This window comes from Steroidobacter flavus, assembly GCF_042651805.1.
GTDB classification, from domain to species: Bacteria; Pseudomonadota; Gammaproteobacteria; order Steroidobacterales; family Steroidobacteraceae; genus Steroidobacter; species Steroidobacter flavus.
The window spans coordinates 274,717-293,326 of record NZ_JBHSDU010000003.1 but is presented as its reverse complement, the minus strand read 5'-3'; the positions used below and the strand labels follow the sequence as shown (position 1 = coordinate 293,326).

Annotated in this window: 11 protein-coding genes; 5 read left to right on the top strand and 6 right to left on the bottom strand. The window is 62.1% G+C overall.

Translation table 11 applies throughout. From position 1 onward, the window contains the following. Positions 1-135 precede the first annotated feature (135 nt). Positions 136-582, bottom strand: coding sequence for an Lrp/AsnC family transcriptional regulator (locus tag ACFPN2_RS06735; RefSeq protein ID WP_380595855.1), 447 nt, complete (start codon positions 580-582; stop codon positions 136-138). A gap of 111 nt (positions 583-693) precedes the next feature. Here ACFPN2_RS06735 and ACFPN2_RS06730 point away from each other — a divergent pair, with 111 nt between their 5' ends. Genes ACFPN2_RS06730 through ACFPN2_RS06720 form a run of 3 tightly spaced genes read left to right on the top strand, consistent with a single transcriptional unit; the run spans position 694 to position 4,347 of the window. Continuing rightward, positions 694-1,776, top strand: a complete 1,083-nt coding sequence (locus tag ACFPN2_RS06730) for a saccharopine dehydrogenase family protein (RefSeq protein WP_380595854.1) — start codon at positions 694-696, stop codon at positions 1,774-1,776. A gap of 11 nt (positions 1,777-1,787) precedes the next feature. Next, the gene (gene amaB / locus ACFPN2_RS06725) at positions 1,788-3,308 is read left to right on the top strand and encodes an L-piperidine-6-carboxylate dehydrogenase (RefSeq protein WP_380595853.1); all 1,521 of its coding nucleotides are present in this window, start codon (positions 1,788-1,790) and stop codon (positions 3,306-3,308) included. Between the two features lie 52 nt (positions 3,309-3,360). Continuing rightward, the gene (locus ACFPN2_RS06720) at positions 3,361-4,347 is read left to right on the top strand and encodes a 2-oxoadipate dioxygenase/decarboxylase family protein (protein ID WP_380600053.1); all 987 of its coding nucleotides are present in this window, start codon (positions 3,361-3,363) and stop codon (positions 4,345-4,347) included. Between the two features lie 3 nt (positions 4,348-4,350). Here the strand turns inward: ACFPN2_RS06720 and ACFPN2_RS06715 are convergent, their stop codons facing one another. Genes ACFPN2_RS06715 through ACFPN2_RS06705 form a run of 3 tightly spaced genes read right to left on the bottom strand, consistent with a single transcriptional unit; the run spans position 4,351 to position 6,970 of the window. Continuing rightward, positions 4,351-5,457: a hypothetical protein gene (locus tag ACFPN2_RS06715; RefSeq protein WP_380595852.1), complete on the bottom strand. Its 1,107-nt coding sequence runs from the start codon at positions 5,455-5,457 to the stop codon at positions 4,351-4,353. Then, complete coding sequence (locus ACFPN2_RS06710; RefSeq protein WP_380595851.1) at positions 5,454-6,077, bottom strand: DUF938 domain-containing protein; 624 nt, start codon at positions 6,075-6,077, stop codon at positions 5,454-5,456. The genes ACFPN2_RS06715 and ACFPN2_RS06710 overlap by 4 nt, the downstream gene beginning before the upstream one ends. Before the next feature lie 47 nt (positions 6,078-6,124). After that, complete coding sequence (locus ACFPN2_RS06705; RefSeq protein WP_380595850.1) at positions 6,125-6,970, bottom strand: rhamnogalacturonan acetylesterase; 846 nt, start codon at positions 6,968-6,970, stop codon at positions 6,125-6,127. Between the two features lie 378 nt (positions 6,971-7,348). On the opposite strand from ACFPN2_RS06705, the gene ACFPN2_RS06700 reads away from it, so the two are divergent. Together ACFPN2_RS06700 and ACFPN2_RS06695 are read left to right on the top strand one after the other, a co-directional pair. Continuing rightward, on the top strand, positions 7,349-10,585 hold the full coding sequence (locus ACFPN2_RS06700) for a TonB-dependent receptor (RefSeq protein ID WP_380595849.1): 3,237 nt from the start codon (positions 7,349-7,351) through the stop codon (positions 10,583-10,585). 15 nt (positions 10,586-10,600) lie between these two features. Then, positions 10,601-12,913, top strand: a complete 2,313-nt coding sequence (locus tag ACFPN2_RS06695; protein WP_380595848.1) for a pectinesterase family protein — start codon at positions 10,601-10,603, stop codon at positions 12,911-12,913. A gap of 54 nt (positions 12,914-12,967) precedes the next feature. Here ACFPN2_RS06695 and ACFPN2_RS06690 read toward each other — a convergent pair whose 3' ends face one another. Further along, the gene (locus ACFPN2_RS06690) at positions 12,968-16,474 is read right to left on the bottom strand and encodes a PAS domain S-box protein (protein ID WP_380595847.1); all 3,507 of its coding nucleotides are present in this window, start codon (positions 16,472-16,474) and stop codon (positions 12,968-12,970) included. Further along, a complete protein-coding gene (locus ACFPN2_RS06685; RefSeq protein WP_380595846.1) occupies positions 16,471-18,585 on the bottom strand; it encodes a PAS domain-containing sensor histidine kinase in 2,115 nt (704 codons plus the stop codon). The genes ACFPN2_RS06690 and ACFPN2_RS06685 overlap by 4 nt, the downstream gene beginning before the upstream one ends. Positions 18,586-18,610: the final 25 nt, after the last annotated feature.

The window sequence follows — 18,610 nt, the reverse complement described above, 5'->3', positions numbered from 1 at the left end:
GTCTGGCTGTATATACAGCTCTCATGCGCGACGCAAGTTGGCGACGCACGCTGTCGGGCGAACGCGCTCAGCTCACAAAAAACTGGCAGCTTTCAGCGCTGGAAATCGGATCGACCGCACGATGGCGGGCAGCTTTCAACGCTCGAATTTGGTCGACAGGACGATAGAGGACGTGGTGCGCTCGACGCCGTCGAGCTCGCCGATGGAGTCGATCAACTCGTCCATGTCGGTGATCGAATCGGTGACGGCCAGTGCCATCAGATCGAACGCGCCGCTGACTGCCTGTAGAACGCGCACGTCCTTCAGTTTGCGTACTTCGCGCTCGACTTGACCGGCGTGCTTCGGCTTCACTGTGATCATGATGTACGCGTGGACGGCGCCGCGTTCCTGCGTCTCCGAGAGGCGGACCGAATAGCCAGTGATCACCTTGGATCGCTCCAGCCGTTCCAGCCGGCTTTGCACCGTGGTGCGCGACAGGCCGAGGCTGCGGGCGAGGGCGGCGGTCGGGGCACGAGCGTTCTCGCGCAACAGCGCAATCAGTTGCTGGTCGACGGCATCGAGCGGTTGCGGGCGGGGCTTCATGCGAAAACGGGGAGTGCCTCGGCGAAATGACCAACGGTACCGACAAAACGCCGAAACATTGCCGACAGCTCGGCGCTTTGGCAATACCCGTCGACTGGGGGCTTACCGACAATGCCTGCCATGAAACACATCGTGGTCGCAGGCGCCGGCAAGATTGGCGTCACCATTGCCGATATGCTCGCCGCCAGCGGCGACTATCGCGTCACCCTGGCGGATCGTGCGGTGGGCCGCTTCAACGGCCTCAACCCGTCCATCGAAACGAAGGCAGTCGACGTCACCAATCCGCGCGAGCTGAGCGCGTTGCTCAAAGGCAGCTTCGCTGTGCTGAGCGCGGTGCCGTTCAATCTGACGGGCGACATCGCCGTCGCGGCCAAGGAAACGGGCGCGCACTACCTGGATCTCACCGAAGACGTGGCGACCACGCGCAAGGTGAAGAAGCTGGCGGAAGGCGCGCAGACTGCGTTCATTCCTCAGTGCGGCCTGGCACCGGGCTTCATCACCATCGCGGCTTACGATCTGATCCGTCGCTTCGACACGCTGCATGACGTGCGCATGCGCGTAGGCGCGCTGCCGAAGTTTCCGTCGAACGCGCTCAACTACAACCTGACCTGGAGCACCGAAGGGCTCATCAACGAGTACTGCGAGCCCTGCGAAGCCATCGTCAACGGCGAGCGTCGCGAAGTGCCGCCGATGGAAGAGCTGGAAGAGTTCTCGCTCGACGGCGTGACGTACGAGGCGTTCAACACGTCCGGCGGGCTGGGCTCGCTGTGCGAGACCTTGAGCGGCAAGGTGCGCAATCTCAACTACCGCACTATTCGTTATCCCGGTCACGCGGCGATCATGAAGGCGCTGCTGAACGATCTGCGTCTGCGCGATCGTCGCGATGTGCTCAAGGACATCCTCGAGAACGCGCTGCCGGCGACGTTGCAGGACGTGGTGATCGTGTTCGTCACGGTCAGCGGCATGCGTAACGGTCAGCTCGTGCAGGATACGTACGCGAACAAGATTTACAGCGCTGAGGTTGGCGGTGTGATGCGGAGCGCGATTCAGATCACGACGGCGGCCGGGATCACGGGCGTGCTCGATTTGCTCGCCACGGGGAAGATCGCCGATCGCGGCTTCATTCGGCAGGAAGATATCGATCTGAATATGTTCCTGGGGAATCGCTTCGGGCGCGCCTACGCGCCCCGCTAACAGGATCAGCCATGACTCACATTAGCGTTATCAACGATGTCGCCGCTACGCTCGCGCGTCTCGGAGTGCCGGCGGAGCGGTTTAACAATGGCAGCTTGGTGGCGCGCTCGCCCATCAGCGGTGACATTGTCGGCCGTCTGCGCGAGAACTCAGCGCAGGAAGCGAGTGAGCAGATCGAACGGGCGCATCGGGCGTTTCTTGCGTGGCGTTCAGTTCCCGCACCGAAGCGTGGCGAACTCGTGCGATTGTTCGGTGAAGAGTTGCGCGCGGCGCGTGAGGATCTGGGGCGGCTCGTCACGCTCGAGGCGGGCAAGATCCTATCGGAAGGGCAGGGCGAAGTGCAGGAGATGATCGACATTTGCGATTACGCGGTCGGTCTGTCGCGTCAGCTGTTCGGTCTCACGATTGCGTCCGAGCGCGCCGATCATCGCTTGATGGAGAACTGGCATCCGCTGGGTGTTGTCGGTGTGATCTCGGCGTTCAACTTCCCGGTCGCTGTGTGGGCTTGGAACTCGACGCTGGCGCTGGTGTGTGGCAACTCCGTGGTGTGGAAGCCGTCGGAAAAGACGCCGCTCACTGCACTCGCTGTGCAAACGCTGTTCGAGCGTGCCGCTGCGAAGTTTGGTGGTGTGCCGGAGGGGCTGTCGACGCTGATCATTGGTGGTCGTGAGGTCGGCGAAGTGCTGGTCGATCACCCGCGGGTGCCGCTCGTGTCCGCGACGGGTTCGACGCACATGGGCCGCACGGTGGCCCCGAAGCTCGCCGCGCGTTTCGCTCGCGCGATCCTCGAGCTCGGTGGAAACAACGGCGCAATCGTTTCTCCCACAGCGGATATGAATCTCGCGCTTCGTGGCATTGCCTTCGGTGCGATGGGCACAGCGGGGCAGCGATGCACGACCCTGCGCCGCCTGTTCGTTCACTCGGCGGTGTACGACGATTGCGTGGCGCGTCTGAAGAAGGTCTATCAGTCGGTCGCGATCGGCGATCCGCGGCGCGAGGATGTTTTGATCGGTCCGCTGGTGGATAAGCAGTCGTATCAAGCCATGCAGCAGTCGCTACAACAGGCGGCTGCGATCGGCGGCAAGGTGGTCGGCGGCGATCGCGTCGCGCCGGAATTGGGCGATGACGCTTATTACGTTCGTCCCGCGCTGGTCGAAGTGACTTCTCAGGACGACGTGGTGCGTCGTGAGACGTTCGCGCCGATCCTGTACGTAATGAAGTACGACAACCTGCAGGAAGTCGTTCGGCTGCATAACGAGGTGCCGCAGGGCCTGTCGTCCTGCATCTTCACCAACGATCTGCGCGAGGCGGAATATTTCCTGTCGGCGCTCGGCTCGGATTGCGGTATTGCCAACGTCAACATCGGCCCTTCGGGGGCCGAGATCGGCGGCGCTTTCGGTGGCGAGAAAGAAACGGGCGGCGGTCGCGAGGCCGGCTCGGACTGCTGGAAGGGCTACATGCGGCGTGCGACGAACACGATTAACTATGGCACGCGCCTGCCGTTGGCGCAGGGCGTGAAGTTCGATATCTGAGTCGAGGCACTTTGTGAGTGTGACGAATTATTCGGCGCTGTTGCTTACGTCCATGGATGAAGCGACAGCTGCGCATGTCGCTTCGACTCTGCATTTGCCTGCGGACGTGCTGGTGGAGCAAGGCTCGCGTGTCTCCCGGCGTGTGCTTGCGATGGCGTTGAACACGATTCTGTTTCGAGACTTGCTGACGCGAGTGCCGAGCGGTGCGACCTACGTCGCCGAGAATCATCAGGAAGGTCGGCGCATCGTGTTCGATCATGGCGCCGTCCGGACCATCCATTTGCCGGGGCCTATGGTTGGGGCGTTGCCGTCGGGCGAAGAGGTACTGACTCGCGTACTTCGACCGTTGGGCTATAGCGTTCGCGGCGTTTATCCGCTGACCCGACTGCGCATGACCGGGCGGTCGTATGCACATGACGATGGTCCGGCGGATATCCCGCAGTTCTTCGTCAGCGAGCTGCACATCGATCAGTTCCCGTCCGAGTTTCAGGTCGCCGCTGCGCGCGTGTTTGGAACGTCTCGTGACCCGCTGGGGCCGCAGGCGCGCGAGCTGTTGGAAGTGTTGGAAGGGAATAAGTCAGTCGACCTGACGCTGGCGTGCGCGGCCATGCCGGATCTCGCGGCGTGCTTCGGTTGTCATCACCAGATTCCTTCGCTCGATGACTATGAGACGTTGCGCCTGCATTCGAAGGAAGCCGCCTGGATTGCGACCGAAGGCAATGCGTTCAATCACGCGACCGATCGCGTGGTCGATGTCGAAGCGGTCGCGGATCGGCAGCGCGAGCTCGGCCGGCGCATCAAGGATCGCGTCGAGGTGTCCAGTTCGGGGCGTGTTCGTCAGACCGCATTCCGCGCCGACCCGGTGCGTCGTTCGTTCCGTGCCGCCGATGGTTCGACGATGGAAATGGAGGTGCCCGGATCGTTCTTCGAGTTCATCACCCGTGCTCCGCTACACGCAGGCAGCGACGAACTCGATCTCGGCTTCGATAGCAGCAACGCGCAAGGCATCTTCAAGATGACCGAGGCAGTGACGAGCTGAGCGTTACCTGAAGATAATGCACAGTTTGGGAATATCCGCCGGGGGCACCGTCTTCTTGAAGCCGATGCCCTGGCAACCGCGCACCCCGTAGCCGGTGGGTTGCGAGACCAGCGAGCCGGCGAACGGGCCACCAAAGAAGACGCGGACCTGACGATCCATCGTCGAGTCCCGCGCGGTGCCCCAGTCCTTGCTGCCGATTTCCCTGCGGATCTCGACGGCACTGTAATCCATGAGATCCCGCGCGAGTAGCTGAGTGACGATCCTGGTGCCGATCTGCAACTCCTCGCGCAGTTTCACTCCGTCGTTCGCGGTCCATTGCTCCATCAGCGGCAGGCGATACTTCTCCAGTGTCGTGCCGGCCTTCGCATCCTTCAGTTCCTCGTTCATTTGCTTCTGCTCTTCGGCATTGAGCTTGCGGCCTTTGTATTTGGCCTTGACGGCGTCCACGTCGGCCTTGATCTCGGCCCTGTCCTTGATGTGCGTCGGCGTCAGTAGCGGGCTGACATAGTCGATGCGATTGCGATAGACGCGGCCCGACGTCGGCGAGTCGACTGCTGACGGGCTCAACTCCTGGGCCAGCAACGTGACCTGCAGCCCGGTGTAATCCGTGAGCAAGGACGCATACAGCTCCACGATCAGTACCGGATCTTCTTTGAATGATTCAATCCCCGTGGACGCGCCGGGCGGCAAAGCGTTGAGGACGGCCGGCATTTCGAACAACGGTGCCGTCGCCAGGCTCTCGGCCAAGCCGACTTCGAGATCATGCTGAGCGGCGGCTCGGTCCATGAAAGGAGACAGCGCCTCGGCGTCTTTCTCGGCGAGCTCGGTGGGTTGGGTATCGGCAATTTTGTCGGCTACGACGCCCGACATGCCTCCGATGAAGGCGCCGTTATAACCACCCAATATTCCGCCGACCAGGTTGCCGACGCCGAATCCAGTGCCGCTATCGCGCCGGTATTGGATGCCGAAGCCATGATCGGCCACGCGCGCATACACCACAGGCTGTTTGGCCCGCACCGCTTCGTTCATCACTTCCTTGTAAGGCGGTTCGGCGCTGAGGGCGCTCAGGGGCAGCAGCAACAGCGTCGAGAATATGACAACAGACTTCATGCATCGGATCGGGTCGGCGCCGGGATTTGGCGCCGCCATACTAGCAGGCGGTTGTTTGCGGGCATTGTGTGATCCTTCACGAGTTGGCAGGCGATGCCCTGGGCCAAGCCGTCGACGGCTTCGAAATCGCGAATGGCGCTCAGTGCGGAGCGTTGTTTCAGCCAGCCGTCGAATTCCCGGTTGCTATCGCTAGTGTAGGTGCCGTGATAGTTGAAGGGGCCGTAGACGGCGAGAATGCCACCCGGCTCCAGCACACGACCGACGCCAGCAAAAAACTGTTCTACCGCCGACCACGGCATGATGTGCAGCGAGTTCGCGCTGAAGATGGCGTCGAAGCTCGCGTGCGGCCAGTTGCCTGTGACATCGAGCGTGAGTGGCGCTGGCAGGTTCGATGAGGCTGCTTCGTTCAGCCACATCCGTATGCCAGGCAGATTCTCCGCGACATCCGATGTTTGCCAAACCGCGTTCGGAAATGCTGGCGCGAAGTGGACCGCGTGTTGTCCGGTTCCGCTGCCGATCTCCAGCACACGACGTCGATCGCGAAAATACTGGCGCAGGACTTCGAGAATGGGGCCTTGATTGCGCTCGCAAGCGGGCGCGAAGGGTTTGGAAGATGTCATGGCAACAGCGGCTCACGGTCGATGCGATCGTGAGCGCTAGTCTACGCTCAGAGAATCAGCAGCGGGCGCATCTCCGGGACCGCAGTCGCCAGCTCCGCTGTAACCATCGCGGCGAAGTAGTCGGACCCTTTGCGGCCGAGATGCGTGTAATCGAACGACAGTTTCGGCTGCGCCAGCGGCGGCAACTTCGGATCGATGAGCGCCGGCGGAGGCGAGCGATCGTTGGTTTCCGTCGTGGCCGGAATCGTCGTGCCCGTCGCCGCAGCGGCGGCAACTGCGGGCGATGGAGGCAATGACGCAAACTCATTCGCAGCCGTCGAGCCCATCGCCTGTACTGCAGCGGTACTGCGCGCATTGAGATCGATCAGCGGAACTTTCATTTCGTTCGCGACACGCGCGATCGTCTCGGCCCACGGTGCCAGACCATTCTCGAGCTTGCCGTCTTTGAAGATACGACGCGTGAGCGGTGTGATCAGGACGGGCTGTGCACCGACGGCGCGGGCCTCGGTCACATAGCGACGTAAATTCGCCGGGAATTCAGTGGCCAGATCCGTCGAGCGTCCCGGCTTGCCCGGTTGATCGTTGTGACCGAATTGAATGAGCAGCCAGGTTGCGACGTATCCAGGGGCGCGTGCTTCGTTGAGCGCCAGTTCCCAAGAACCTTCGGCAATGTAACTTCCGGAACTGCGCCCGCCGCGCGCCAGATTCAAACAAGCAGCGAACGACGTAACGTGCTCGGCGCAGAAGCTGCTGCCCCATCCACCTTGCACGGCAACGGTCGAATCGCCGATCAAAATGATTTTCGAAGCACGGATGGGCGTGGCTGCCGGCGATGGCGTAGGAGTGTCGGCTCGCGCCGTTCCTCCGGCCAGCGAGCAGGCGAAAACAGCCATTGCGATGCTCAAAATCCCCTTACTGATCCAGTACTTGTTGTGGTCCATGCGTATGCCACCGGTGTCATGAATTACGAGGCTAACAGATCCCCGAGCGACCTCGCTACTGGAAGGGATCGCGCCCGCGGCGGGTACATCTAACCACCGGTTCGACACGAAAACGCTGTTTTCCGCTGTTGAAATCTATTTTTTGATATGTAAAAGTCATTTCAAGTGATAGCGATAACTCGCTGTCGCCACCCGCACGGCCTCGAAAATTGCAGAGGAGGGATTTCTCTTGGCTAAAAGCTGGTCTGGATTGCTACCGGTGTCAGTGAGTTTTGCCGGGAAAAATTCAGCGGACCGAACACATACGACAACTGTTTGGGGGGATTCATCATGCTGGTTCATGGGAAACCGCGCCGCGTGCGCGTGGCTGTGCATGTGGCTCTAGGAGCGGCCTCGTCCCTGGCGCTGTGGTCGACGAATAATGCGGAGGCCGCGGACGCCGGCGATTCTCAACTCGAGGAAGTGGTCGTCACCGGCTACCGGCAGGCATTGCGTAGCGCGCTCGACGAGAAGCGCGAGACGGCCGCGATGGTCGACGTGATTAACGCAGAAGATATTGCCGACTTTCCCGATGCGAATCTGGCCGAGTCGTTGCAGCGCCTGCCGGGCGTCTCGATCGATCGTGACAACGGCGAAGGACGTTCGATCACTGTGCGCGGCCTGGGCAGCGATTTCACGCGCGTGCGTATCAACGGTCTCGAAGCATTGTCGACAGCAGGGTCGAACGATTCGGGCACCAGTCCGAATCGCGGCCGCGGCTTCGACTTCAATACATTCGCGTCCGAGCTGTTCAGTTCGTTGAAAGTGCAGAAGACCTCGACGGCCGAAGTCGACGAAGGCTCATTGGGCGCGACCGTGGACTTGATCGCCACGCGGCCGCTGGATTTCGACAGCCGGCAACTCGCGTTCTCGGTGCAGGATGCTTATTACGAGGTGGGCGAAACTCACAATCCTCGCATCGCCGGCTTGATTGCGGATCAATGGTTCGACGGGCGGCTCGGCGTTTCCATGTCCGCCGCATATAACAAGCGCGAGCAGTCGATCGATGCTTATCGGCGCGCACCAGGCCAGTCGGACTACACGTATCGCGGCTCGACCTTCGCCGGTACCACGGCGCCGAATTTGATTCGCGGTTTCGCTGTGCCGAACGCGAGCGCTTTGCCGAGCGGCATTTCCAACGCATCAGTGCGCAACACGCTGTCCGGTTCCGATGCCGCTGCCTACGCTCAATTGAACGACCTCACGCGCATCCCGGCGCTACCCACCATCGAAGAATCGGCGCTCGATCAAGAGCGGCTGGGGGTCACGTTTGGCTTGCAATGGAAGCCCACCGAGCGTACCAGCGTGAGCCTCGATGGCTTGTATTCGAAGTTCGAGCAGGGTCAGATCAACTACCAGATCTCGCCGGTCGGTCTGAATCGAAACAACACCAACGCCTCGCTCAACACCGTATCGGGGACGACATCAGCGGCCACGCGTCGAGGCGCGTACGCCACGTGTACCTCGCGAGCCGCATCGGAGACACAGGATGCCATCGATTGTGGCGAGCAGTTGTATGGCACGACGCCGGTGTTCGCGGGGGGATTCAGTCGCAATCCGCACAACCTCGAGCCCTACGAGTATTACAACAACCCGGCCTCGGTCGGTTACATCCCCGATCCGGATGGCGTGGCGATGCGAGGCGCGATGATCGGGCGGCCGGCCACGCGCGTGCTCGATGCGCACGTGAACGATGCGAATCAGGCCGACTACCTGGTCTTGCAGAACGTGGACTTCCGGTCGGCGGCCGATGCCAGCTTCTACACCACCGAGTTCAAACAGCTGTCGCTGAACGTTTCTCATGAGTTCAGCGACCGGTTCAGTGTGGCCGCGGTGTATGGTCAGTCCGAATCGGAAAACGACAGCCAGGGCTTGCTGGCTGAGTTCAACCGCATGGACTCGCAGGGACTCTTCGTTTACGACGAGCGCGGCGGCGGCTCGATGCCGGTGATGCAATTCGGCTTCGATGCGGCCGACCCGAACAACTGGGATGTGGTGAAGGGCTTCTCGGCGCTGCGCATGTACCAGCGCGACGTCAAGAACACTTTCGAAACCGCGCGGCTCGACTTCAAGCTTGGCCTGACCGATGTCTTCAGTCTCGATTTCGGCGCCAGCGTGCGCACCTACGAATTCGAGACGCGGCAGCTGCAACGACTGACCACCGAGACGTTGAATCCGAGCCTGGCGGAGCTGGGCAAATCGGTCAGCGATTTGAGTCGCGTGGTGTCGTTCGGCGATGGCCTCGATGTTCCAGCCGGCGTGACGCGCAGCTTCATCGCGCCCAATCTGGATGCGTTCCGCAATGCTGTCGGCTTCGACTGCAATTGCATCAATCAGTGGGGCGACTGGCGCCTGTCGTATCTATCGACGCCGCAAAACGCCTATGCCGTAACCGAGGACGACGACAGTTACTTCGCGCAGCTGAACTTCGCGCTCGATGTTTGGAACCGTTCGCTCCAGGGCAACGTCGGCTTGCGCTACGCGCGTACGGAGCTGGTATCGGACGGGTTCACGACTGGCTCGCGCCCGGTAGTGGGCAAGAACGACTACAGCGATACGCTGCCATCGTTGAATGTGAGCTACGAAATCGTGCCGAATCTGTTGCTGCGTGTTGCCGCCGCGAAGGTCATGGCGCGTCCGCTGCTGGGCAATCTCGCGCCGAGCATCACGGCGCTGACGGTACCGACCAATGGCAACGCCACCGGCGGCTCGCTCACGATCGGCAATCCCAAGCTGGACCCGTTCCGTGGCAAGAACTATGACTTCAGCGTCGAATGGTATTTTGCGGAAGGCGCCTTGCTGTCCGCGGCCTATTTCACCAAGAAGATCGACTCGTATCCTCAGACCATCGTCAGCACTCAAACGCTGTCGTCGTTCCTGGGCCAGGAGGTGATCGATCAGCTCATCGCGCAGCAGACCAACGCCAACGCGATCGCTTACCTACGGGCCGACAATCCGTTCGACGTGCGTCAGTTCCGCTCGGCGCCAGGCGGCGACATCAAGGGCTATGAGCTCATCTATCAGCAGGACCTGACCTTCCTGCCGGGCCTGCTCAGTAACCTGGGCGTGCAGGCCAACTACACTCACATCGATTCGGAGCTGATGTATGTGATCGATCCAGGCACGCCGGACGGCGCGCGTCCGCAGGTGGTGCAGCCGGGCCCATGGCTCGGCGCCTCGCCAGGCTCTTACAATCTCACCGTCTACTACGAAACCGAGAAATGGAGTGCGCGGGTGTCGGGTGCCTATCGCGATGGCTATGTCACGCAGTATCCGGTCGCTTCGGGATCGTGCGATCCCGGCGTGTGCGATTCGCCGCTGGTCAACGACTTCGTGGGCAGTGAGGACACGCTCAACGTCGACGCGTCGGTGTCGTACGAGTTGAGCGATGCGGTCACGCTGAGTTTAGAAGCACTGAATCTTACCAATCAGGCGGACGAGCGCTGGGCATATCAAGACAACCCCCTGGTCACACAGTACCGCAGCACGGGGCGTCAGTACTTCGCGGGTGTGCGCTTGAGATTTTGAGCGGGAGGGAGTCGGATGATGAGATCGCGTCTTCTGGTTGCAATGTATGGTTCGATGCTCGGGGCGCTCGCGGGCTGTTCGTCGCCCCCGAGCGCGCCTTCGAACGTGGCCGGAGGACACGCTGAATCGCCCGTGGCTTTCCAGGGCGCCGAAGGGGCGGGCCGGCTGTCGCTTGGCGGTCGCGGCGGACGCGTCGTCAAAGTCACAAACTTGAATGACTCCGGTCCGGGCAGCCTGCGTGCCGCAGTCGAGCTGGCGGAGTCGCGGACGATTCTGTTCGACGTGTCGGGGACCATCGCGCTCGAAACGCCTTTAGACATTAAACAACCGCGCATCACGATTGCAGGCCAGAGCGCGCCGGGCGACGGCATCACGTTGAAGAATCACCCGCTCATCGTTGCCGCGGACGACGTGGTGGTCCGTTACATCCGCTCGCGCCTGGGCGATGAGCGGCGGGCGGAGAGCGATGCTATTTGGGTGCGCAGCGGTCGACGGATCATTCTGGACCATGTGTCCGCCAGCTGGTCCGTCGACGAGACGCTGTCGGTTAATAACGGCTTCAAAGATCCGCAGACCGGGTTCTACGACGTGACCGTGCAGTGGTCGATCATTGCCGAGTCATTGAATCGATCGGTGCACGTGAAGGGCACGCATGGCTATGGCTCGCTGATCGCTGGCGGTTACGGCACGCGCATCAGCTTTCATCACAACCTGTGGGCGCATCATCAAGGCCGCAATCCTCGGCCCGGCAATCCAGTGCCGCCGGAACGCGATCCGGTTGGCGCATTGCATGATTATCGTTCGAATGTTTTCTACGATTGGGGCGGCAAACATTCTGGCTACAACGCCGACACGGGCGTGAAAGCGTCAATCGTCAAATATAACTTCGAGGACAACACTTATCTGCCCGGCCCGGCGTCGACCGGACGGATTGCATTCGATGACTCCAACGAGCTTGCGCAGGCCTGGTTCGCGGGCAACACCATGGACGGCCAGCTGCCGGCCGATCAATGGAGCCTGGTGTCGGGCAAGAAAGGGCCGGAGCACCGGCTCGCAAAACCTGCGGACGTCGCGCCGGTCGCACGGGAACCGGCAGCGCAGGCGTATGAGCGAGTCTTGAACTCATCCGGCGCTTCGCTGGTGCGAGACAGTGTCGATCGCAGAGTCGTGCAAAGCGTGCGCGATCGCAGTGGCGGCTTGATCGACTCGCAGACTCAAGTCGGTGGATGGCCCGCGCTCATCTCGTTGCCGCCGCTGGCGGACAGCGATCAGGACGGAATGCCGGATGCGTGGGAGCAGGCGAACGGGCTGAATCCGCAAGCGGCGGACGATGCCGCGGATGCCGACCGCGATGGCTACACGAATCTCGAAGAATATCTGCACGAGCTGACGACCGTGCCCAGCCCCAGAGGTAAGTTCTCGCAGCCGACCTACAACGGCACGGCTTTCCTTTCGTTACAGGCGGCCGTCGATGCGTTGCCTGCGAGCGGTGGAGAGATCCTGCTGCCGGCTGGTGAGTATCGCGAGAAGATCGTGATCGGGAAACCGAACGTGCGCTTGCGCGGGTTGGGGGCCAGCCCTGACGATGTGGTCATCGTTTGGAGCGACGGGGCGGTGACGGCAGGTGGCACGTTCCGCTCGGCGACGTTGCACGTGAGCGGCGAGAACTTCCGTGCCGAAAATCTCACCATCCAGAACGACTATCACAAGCGCTCGGACCAGCGCTCGCAGGCGGTTGCGCTGTCCGTCACGGGAGATCGAGCGGTGATCGATCACGTACGCCTGTTGGGTGCGCAGGACACGCTCTATGCGGGCAGCAAGAAGTGCGGGTCCGAGCCCTGCCCGACGAGTCGCCAGTACTTCTCGAATTGTTACATCGAAGGACATGTCGATTTCATCTTCGGCGACTCCAAGGCGTTCTTCGAGCGCTGTCAGATCCACGCTATCGCTCATCCGGAGATATTGATCACAGCTCATGCCCGCACGGCTCCGGATCAAGATCGCGCTTTCGTGTTCAACAACTGCACGATCACGGGCGAGGAGGGCGCGCGGATCTACTTCGGGCGACCGTGGCGTGACTACGCGGCCGTCATTTTCATGAATACGACAGTGAAGGGCGATCTCGATCCGGAAGGCTGGCGCGAATGGACGCCGGGGAAGACCGATCGGCTGAAGCTGGCCTACTACGCCGAGTTCAACACGCAAGGTCGCAGCGCCGATATGAGCAAGCGGCAATCGCATACGAAGGTTCTGTCCGCCGCCGAGGCGCAACGCTGGTCGCTGCCGACGTTCTTTGCCGGCGCGGATGCCTGGAACCCGTATCGATGAGAGTTCGGTTCCGGCCGGGTTCGCCGGCATACATCGACACTTCCGCCTCTCCCGCTAGCTGGCTCGAATCGTTTCAGCGTCGCGAGGATCGGCTCGTTCGATTTGAGCCAGCACGGTGACTAACAGCTGAGTGACCGAATGCCGCGACTTGACCAGCGCGGCATCCACCGCGACACGCAAAGCGCGTGAAGGCTCATCCGCCGTATAAGACACCATCACCGGAGCGCGCTTGCCGGCGCGCTCCGCCAGGGGCAGCAGGTCCAGGCCCGAGCCGTCCGGCAAAGTCACATCCAGGATCACGGCATCGAAATGTTTCTCGGCCAGCTGCTGACGAGCGGCCGCGACCGATCTCGCTGAAGTCACAACGGCGTTGCGCGATAGGGTTTCGCGCACGATGGCGGAGAGCGACTGATCGTCTTCGACGTGCAGGATCTGCGGCAAGATTTCACCGCGTGGCGGTAACGCGCCACGCTCGACCTCGATGGCCATGTCTTCTGGCGGCGCCTTGCCCTGCATGCCGAGGCGGCCGTGGCCGTGGATGGGCAGGATCACATAGAAGCTGGTGCCCTTGCCGGGCGTGGTGTCGAAACCGATGCGGCCGCCGAGTTTTTCGGTGATGGTCTTGGCGATCGACAGGCCCAGGCCGGTGCCGCCCTTGGCGCGGCTATCGGACGCGTCGGCCTGCGCGAACTTCTGGAAGATACGCGCGCAGAACTCCGGTGGAATGCCTGGACCGTTGTCGGTGACGGTCACGCGCACATCGAATTGTTTCTCGCGGTCGATGCGAATGCGAACGACGCCGCCGGGCGGCGAGAACTTCGCGGCGTTGGAGATCAGGTTGGTGAGGACCTGAGTGAGGCGGTCGCTGTCGATGAGCACGTCGGCGTCATCGCCGTCCTCCAGTTCGATGGCCACGCCGAGGCCTTGCGCGAAACCGCGGTTGAACTCGGCCACCGATGCCACTTCGGCGCGCAGTGAGCGTACGTGCAACGAAAAGCCCAGTTTGCCGGCCTCGGCCTTTTCCAGATCCAGGATGTCGTTGATCAGGCGGATCAGACGTTCGCTGTTCTGGCGCGCGATGCCGACCAGCCGCGCGGCTTTCGAGGGAATCTCGCCGGCCACGCCGCCTGAGATGAGGGAGAGCGAGCCGGCAATTGACGTGAGGGGCGTGCGCAGTTCGTGACTGATGGTCGAGACGAACTCCGATTTCATGCGATCGACTTCGCGGCGCACGGAAATGTCATGCAGCACGGCGACGTAAAGCCGCTCGTCGTTGATGATCATCTCGCGAATCGACACTTCGATAGGAATGATCCGGCCGCTGCCGTGGCGACCCTCCATTTCGATGCGGCCGGGCTTGATGCGCTCGCGGGTTTGTATGTAGCGCGATAGCAGTGACGCGTGCGGCTCGGGCAGCAATGAGCGCGCGTCCTTGCCAAGGATGGTCTCGGCTGCGTAGCCGAACAATTGCTCCGCGCCGTGATTCCACGATTCGATGTTGCCGCTGGCGTTGATGACGACAATCGCATCCTCGACGCTGTCAAACAAAGTCGCAAGCCGGGTCGCCTGGTCGCGATACAAACGCTCGCTGTCCTGTAGGCGTTCGTGAGTCTCGCGCAGCTCCATTTCGCCGCGCTTGAGCAATGTGAGATCGCGAACCGTCGCCACCAGCGTGCTACGCGTGGTTGGATCGAGCCACGCGAACTCCACTTGCAGGTAGAGCGTCTCGCCGGTGGCGGATTCGCGCTGGAATTCCACTGCCGGCTCGCCGGCGCAATAGGCCAGCGAGTACATGCCGTGCTCATCGATCAGCAACTGCAACCCGGGCAGCAGTTTGGTGAGATTCTCGCCGACCAGTTCGGTCGACTCCGAGCCCAGCAGCCGACGAAAGCCGGGGTTCGCGGACAACAAGGTTCCGACCCGATTCACAGTGATGATGCCGTCGCCGGCGGTGTTCATGATCGCGGTGAGATGCATTGCGCTGTCGTTGGCGCGCGAACGGGCAGCGATGACCTTGGCGAGCAGCGGAGCAATCTGCCAGCGGAGCAGCCAGGCAGCCGCGCCGACCAGTCCAATCATCAGCAGCAACAGCATGTTCAAGCGCTGACGCAAGTCGCTGTAGAGCGTGTCGAGCGGCGTCGTCAGCGCGGTCACCAAAGGCGTGCCGGGGATGGGGCCATACGCGGCAAAGAAACGGGCGCCGCTGGGCTCCGCTCCCAATGTCACGCCGCTCTTGCCACTGAACGCGAGGTTCAGCGCGCCGGCACGGCCGGCCGTGTCGCGCGCCATGGGCAATGTCGCCAGCGGTGAAGAGGCCAATCGCAAACATTGCATCGAGTTCGCGCTCAGGGCCTGGCAGATGGAGGTGTCGAATTCAGTGGTGGTCCGGTCGGACAACAAGGCGGCGTTCAGGCGCGGCAGAGCGAATTGCATTCTGATAAAGCCGCTGCGACCGGCGGCATCGGGCGGCGTCGGCCGCTCGATCAACAGATGAGCTTCGTTGCCGATTTCGATGCGCACCTGGTCATCGAGGCGCACGACACTGCTGGGCGGCGGCCCGAACGAGCCCGACTGCAACAGCGAATGACCATCGGCATCGATCAGATCCAGCGCCTGCAGGCCGCGGCTCAGAGGCAGTCGCCGCTCAGCCCAGTCCCGCAAACTCTCGCGTAACCTGGGCACACTGACTTCCGGAGAGCTGCGCGCGATGATTTGAGCCAACGACTGACTCGACACCACCCGTTCGCTTTCCTGCCGTTGGCCGGCGATCTCGGTGCTGATGAGCTCGACTTGGTTGCGCAGCTCGCGAGCCAGCGTGGTCTGTTGCAGATCGTGACTGTGGCGCACGACGACGGCGAAGCACACGGCGGCGCAGGTGATGGTGATCGCCAGCATGGCCGCCGTGCTGACCGCCAGAATGCGCCGGGAATCGTTGGAAACATCGTCGACCTTGTCGAACGAGCGCCGATAAGCGATTTGCGCCAGGCCGAGCGACAGTAATAACAAGCCAATGGCGGTGTGAGGCGCGATGCGCGTCGCGTAATGCCAGTCATAAATGATATCGAGCCGAAGCACCCGGCCGAAGAACGAGACCAGTGCGATTAGAAACACGACGCCGGTGGCCAGCGGCCCGAGCCAATGCAGGCGGCTGTCCTGCGGACGGGTGAGTTGAGCGAGCGCCACGGCTGCGAATGCGAAGCCGGCAGCGACTTGCGGCGCCATGCGGCCGTGATGAGGCGCGGCATGCAGGATCCACGAGTTGCCGAACAGATCGTCGATGCCCAGGTCGAGCTGGAACATGTGCTCGCACAAGGTGAGCACGCTGGGAATGGACAGCAGCACCGCGAGCCCGAGTCGTACGCGCGGCTGCCCGAAGGTCAGTGCCAGGCCGGCAACGATGAAGCTGAGCGCGGCATTCATGGTCATGCCGATGTTGTCGAGGCCAACAGTGATGGTCAGCGGCCTGCCCAGGATCCAGCCGCCGGCAACCACGACGCCCAGCGCAATCAACAGCATCGCGACGATGTCGCTGTTACGAAGCGGCAGGCGCTGCGAGCTCATGACACATGCGACTGCTGAAGGGCCAGGGTCTGCGCGGCGACACTGTCGGCGTCCGGCAGCTCGAAATAAAACGTCGTGCCGCCGGGCCCGGTATCGAAGCCGATGTGACCGCCGAGCCGTTCGACGATGGCGCGGCTGATCGCGAGGCCGAGGCCAGTGCCGGCGCGACTACGCGAGTCCGACGAGTCGGCCTGAGAAAACTTCTGGAATATGCGCGGCTGGAAGTCTGGCGGAATGCCTTTGCCGTAGTCGCGGACTGAAACGCGCACGCGCCCTTGATTGCAGCGGGCCGTCACTTCGATGGCCGCACCGGCGGGCGAGAACTTGCTGGCGTTCGACAACAGGTTCGCCATCACTTGCAGGAAGCGACCCGGGTCGACCAGCACGGGGGTGTTACACAACGGCTCGGGCGTCACGAAGTGCACGCTGAGCGATTGCGCGAAACCGGCGTTGTCCTCCAGCGAGCGTTTCACCAGCTCGCTCACGTCCATGCGCCGCACGTCGAAACGTTGTTTTTCGGATTCCAGTTTTTCCATGTCCAGAATGTCGTTGATCAGCAGCGTCAGGCGCTCGCAATTGTTCAGGGCCATGTTGACCAGCCCGGCGGCGCGCTCGGGCAGCTTACCTGCAACGCCGGCCGATACCAGACCCAGCGAGCCTCGAATCGAGGTCAGCGGGGTACGCAGTTCGTGCGAGACCGTGGCCACGAACTCGTTCTTCATGCGCTCGACGCGCCGGTTTTCGGTGATGTCCCAGATCAGTCCGGTCATGCGAACGGCGCGACCGCTGGCGTTACGCAAGGTCAGGCCGGAGGCGCTGACGATGCGCTCCTCGCCGCTGGGACAGATGACCCGGAATGTCGTGCGCAGCTGTGGCTGCTTGCCGCTGAGCGCCCCCATCAGCTCGCCACGGGCGCGCTCCACATCGTCCGGGTGAACGGTGCGAAGCATGTAGCTCATGTCGGGCTTCACATCGCGCGGCGCGCCGTAGATCTCGTAGGTGCGTGCGTCCCAGGTGAGCGTATCGGCCACCAGGTCCCAGTCCCAAATTCCCATGCCACCCGAATGCGCGGCCAGCACAAAGCGTTGATTCATTCGGATCAGCGCTTCGGCGGCACGCTTGCGTTCGCTGATGTCGATCGCAGTGGCGAGGAAGCCGGTGATGGTGTCGGCGTCGCCGTTGCCGTGCGTGGGCGTGAGCACGAGATCCACGAGCACGCGTTGGTCGTTCTTGCCGATGAACATGCATTCACGGCGAAACGAGCCGGTTTCGCGGCTGTATTGTAGGAAGGCATCCAGGCCGAACAGGCGGCGGTCCGCGCTGCTCAGTTCATTGGCGACTTCCAGTACCTCGTGAGGGTCGAGCAGCAGCTCCAGAGTCAGCTTGCCGGTCAGCTCCTGTTCGGAATAGCCGAGCATTTTCTCGGCGCCCCGATTCAACATTGTGACGATGCCGTTACTGTCGAGCGCGATGATGGCGACGTGATCGGCGGCGTCGATGAAATCCCGTAATCGATGATTGGCCTGGGCCAGGGCGCGCTCCGATCGTTCCTGTGCGCGCTGCTGTTCGCTGGCCTGCATTCGCAGCAGGATGTTCTCGGTGATGTGCTGGCTCAGGCGAATGCCGGACGCGGAGATCACGGCCGCATAGATTGTGACCATCACGCCCATCGTGGTGCTGTACGCGCCAGGCTCGAGCAGCAACCGGACTGCGAAGGGCACCACACAGGGCAACACGAAGCCGAGCGCGGTCCACTTCTCGATGGCTAGCGTCGAGACGGCGCCGGCCGATACGCCGGCGATCACAAAAGCGATAAATGCTTGCGCCGTGACATCGCCGACAGGAAACACGATGACAGCGCCGAATCCCCACGCCGCACCGGCCGCGACCGAGCCGATAAAGAACAGCGTTGACCATGCAATGTTTTCACGATGGGCATGGCGCACATACGCCAGCCACAGCACGAAGCGCGCCGCGGTGACGAACAGAATCCCCAAACTGGCCGGATAGATATGGATGCCGCCAGCAAGATGCGTGACCGCGACGGTGAGCGTCAGCAGTAGCAGGGTAGCGAGCAAGGAAGACGGCAGCCCCGCGAACAGGAGCTGCAACTGTTCATCTCTTACGCGCTGTTCC